The organism is Sphingobium sp. D43FB (genome assembly GCF_002312805.1).
Lineage (GTDB): Bacteria > Pseudomonadota > Alphaproteobacteria > Sphingomonadales > Sphingomonadaceae > Sphingobium.
On record NZ_NMUA01000088.1, the window covers coordinates 1 to 3,546 of the forward strand.

Here is a 3,546-nt window from a genome sequence, read left to right on the forward strand (position 1 = left end):
ATATTTCCAACATCGCCGTCCCTCAGCTGCAATGGGGCTTGCTCGATTTTGGACGAACGTCAGCGGCGATAGCACAGGCACGCTCTGGTCGCGATGAAGCCGAGGCACAATATCGGCAGGTAGTGCTGGGCGCGCTTGAGGATGCGGAGACGTCGCTTGCGCGCTTTGCACAGCAAAGGCGAAACGTCGCCGCATTTGCCGAAATCAAGCGGTCCGCAGATGAAGCGGCAACGCTGATGCGGCAGCGCTATGCGCGGCAGGTCATTTCGAGAGGCGACACTCTGGAGGCTGACCGCCAACAGCGGCTTGCAGAGGCAAACCTGCACAGTGCGGTTGCGGCCCTCACCGCCAGCTATGTTGCCATACAGAAGTCGCTTGGACTGGGATGGACAGAAGCTGGGCGTCAAGCCTCAGCCCTTATGAGCGAATAATGATGGTATCTGTCCGGACTTGCCAATACAAGAATTGGCGGCCCTGCCCACCGCCAATGATGACTTTTGGCACAGGGCAACCCGCCTGTTCGGCATCCATCCTGCGGCCCTTGCGATTATACAGAGTTTCGCGGGGTAACGCGCCCCGGGGCGATTGCGATGTGTTTGACGGGGGTTGCCCACGATAGGATGAAATACGGATTCACGACCGCATAGCCGGACGCAACATCGGACCGGAGACAACCATAGAGCAGTTTATCGGCCTCGACGTGTGATTGAATAGAATTTCTGTCCGACGAAGATCTATCCCGCAGGGAGTTGTCCTGACCGCGTATACGACCTTGTACCCGACAGACGGCATCACCCGCAGACAGAAGATGGGGGCGCTTGTAAAACCAGCCAAGCTTACGACCTCACGACGATAGATCGACGAAGATCGAAATTGCCTTGACCGGGATGCGATTAAACAACCCACAAGTGCATCATTGGGTAACCTGTTGAGTTGCATTGAGAAGTGACCCGGGAGGGTTATAAGTTTTCACTGAGAATTGACCCATGTTTTCCTCGCCCCTGGCTGACAGTCAGGAGGCATCGGAGTGATCGACATGGACCTACTCAGTGTGATCCGCCGCTGGCATTTTCGGCAAGGCATCCCCATTCGCGAGATTCGGCGGCGGACTGGATTATCGCGCAACACGATCCGCAAATATCTGCGCGATGACGCGGTGGAGCCGACGTTCAAGGTTCCCAAACGGCCGAGCAAGCTTGATCAGTTTGCAGAAAAACTGACGACGTGGCTGCGGGTGGAATCTGGCAAGTCGCGCAAACAGAAGCGAACAGCCAAGCAGCTACATGCAGATCTGGTTAAGCTGGGCTACGAGGGATCATACAGCCGTGTTGCCGCCTTCGCCCGCTCGTGGAAGACCGAACGCCAATATGAAAAGCAAACCAGTGGGCGCGGCACATTCGTACCGCTGATCTTCCAGCCCGGTGAGGCCTTTCAGTTCGATTGGAGTGAAGATTACGCCCTTCTGAATGGCCGGCCTACCAAGCTGCAGGTGGCCCATACCAAGCTCTCCCACAGTCGGGCGTTCATCACGCGAGCCTATCTGCTGCAAACGCACGAGATGTTGTTCGACGCACTGACGCAGGCCTTCCGGGTGCTGGGCGGCGTGCCTCAGCGTGGAATATTCGACAATATGAAGACGGCTGTAGACCGGATCGGCCAGGGCAAAGTCCGACAGGTCAATGCGCGGTTCGCTGCCATGGCCAGCCACTACCTGTTCGAAACGGATTTTTGCAATCCGGCCTCAGGCTGGGAGAAAGGTCAGGTCGAGAAAAACGTTCAGGATGCGCGTCGACGGTTATGGCAGCCAATGCCCAACTTCCCAGATCTTGATGCCCTCAATGCCTGGTTGGAAGAGCGGTGCATCGCACAATGGGGAGAAATCCAGCATGGCGTCCTCCCCGGCACAGTTGCCGATGTGCACGCCGTTGAGATTATCAGCCTGATGCCGATGGGGCGGGCCTTCGATGGCTTTGTCGAACATACCAAGCGCGTGTCGCCGACCTGCCTGATCGCGTTCGAGCGCAATCGCTATAGCGTTCCTGCATCCTTTGCGAACCGGCCAGTGAGCCTGCGGGTCTATCCTGATCGGTTGGTCATCGCGGCCGAGGGGCAAATCTTGTGCGAGCACAACCGGATTATCGACCGTTCTCACCAGAAGCCGGGGCAGACGATCTATGACTGGCGGCACTATCTGGCAGTTGTTCAGCGCAAGCCTGGCGCTTTGCGCAATGGGGCGCCATTCCTCGAAATGCCCGAAGCCTTCCGGCAACTGCAGGGGCATCTGCTCAAGCGGCTCGGTGGTGACAGGGAGATGGTCGAAATCCTCGCCCTTGTTCTACAGCATAACGAACAGGCTGTGCTCAGCGCCGTCGAACTGGCCCTCGAAGCTGGGGTGCCGACCAAAACCCACATCCTCAATGTTCTGCACCGCCTGATCGATGGCAAGGCTCCACCGGCATCCCCAATCGATGCCCCGCAGGCCCTGCGCCTCGCCCAGGAGCCTGTTGCCGATGTCGAACGCTACGACACGCTGAGGGCGTTACGCCATGCGTCATGATCCGGCCAGCGCCGCTGTGGTTGTCATGCTACGTGGCCTCAAAATGTATGGCATGGCGCAAGCCGCTGGTGATCTGATCGAGCAGGGCGCGCCAGCCTTTGATGCTGCCGTTCCGATCCTCTCACAGCTTCTCAAGGCGGAGATGTCCGAGCGGGAGGTCAGGTCCATTGCTTACCAGATCAAGGCAGCCCGGTTCCCGGCCTACAAGGATCTGGCAGGCTTCGACTTTGCCGTCAGTGAGGTCAACGAGGCGCTCGTGCGTCAACTTCACCGTGGTGACTTTATGGATAGCGCCGACAACGTCGTACTGATCGGCGGACCAGGCACCGGCAAAAGCCACATCGCGACGGCTTTGGGCGTCCAGGCGGTTGAGCATCACCGCAAAAAGATCCGCTTCTTCTCCACCGTCGATCTGGTCAATGCGTTGGAGCAGGAAAAGGCCGCAAACAGAGCGGGCCAGTTGGCCGAGCGTCTGTTGCGCCTCGACCTCGTCATCCTTGATGAGCTGGGATATCTACCCTTCAGCCCTTCAGGCGGGGCCATGCTGTTCCATCTGCTCAGCAAACTCTATGAGCGGACCAGCGTTGTTATCACCACCAACCTGAGCTTCAGCGAGTGGTCCAGTATCTTTGGCGATGCCAAAATGACCACCGCCCTGCTGGATCGCCTCACGCATCATTGCCATATCCTTGAAACCGGCAATGACAGCTTCCGCTTCAGAGCCAGTTCCGCCGCCCCAAAATCCAGAAAGGACAAATCACCCGCTTGACCCTGCTCGTCGCAGGCAGCACATCATCCACGCCCACCCGGGTCACTTCTCAATGAAAATCCCGGGTCACTTCTCAGTGCAACTCAACAGGTAACTGCCGCGCGACAATCAGGATGAGAGAGCAGCGTCAATCAAGATGAGAATCGCCACCTGCTGATGCGGCGTAGGGCGTAGCCCGGAGCCGGATCAGCAGGTGGCGATGTCGCCCTTTCCGGGGCGT

3 protein-coding genes are annotated in these 3,546 nt (G+C 58.2%); all 3 read left to right on the top strand.

From position 1 onward, the window contains the following. Window positions 1-431, top strand: a 431-nt coding sequence (locus SxD43FB_RS23105; protein WP_141249626.1) for a TolC family protein, incomplete at its 5' end; no start/stop codon positions are given. Window positions 432-1,036: 605 nt separating this feature from the next. Then, window positions 1,037-2,557, top strand: coding sequence for an IS21-like element ISRsp3 family transposase (gene istA, locus SxD43FB_RS23110; RefSeq protein WP_032490240.1), 1,521 nt, complete (start codon window positions 1,037-1,039; stop codon window positions 2,555-2,557). Next, a complete protein-coding gene (gene istB, locus SxD43FB_RS23115; protein ID WP_006955904.1) occupies window positions 2,547-3,326 on the top strand; it encodes an IS21-like element ISRsp3 family helper ATPase IstB in 780 nt (259 codons plus the stop codon). The genes istA and istB overlap by 11 nt, the downstream gene beginning before the upstream one ends. The last annotated feature ends 220 nt before the right edge of the window (window positions 3,327-3,546 follow it).

Coding starts and splice junctions, on each gene's coding strand:
- istA (WP_032490240.1), top strand. CDS start 1,037: ATGGACCTACTCAGTGTGATCCGCCGCTGGCATTTTCGGCAAGGCATC.
- istB (WP_006955904.1), top strand. CDS start 2,547: ATGCGTCATGATCCGGCCAGCGCCGCTGTGGTTGTCATGCTACGTGGC.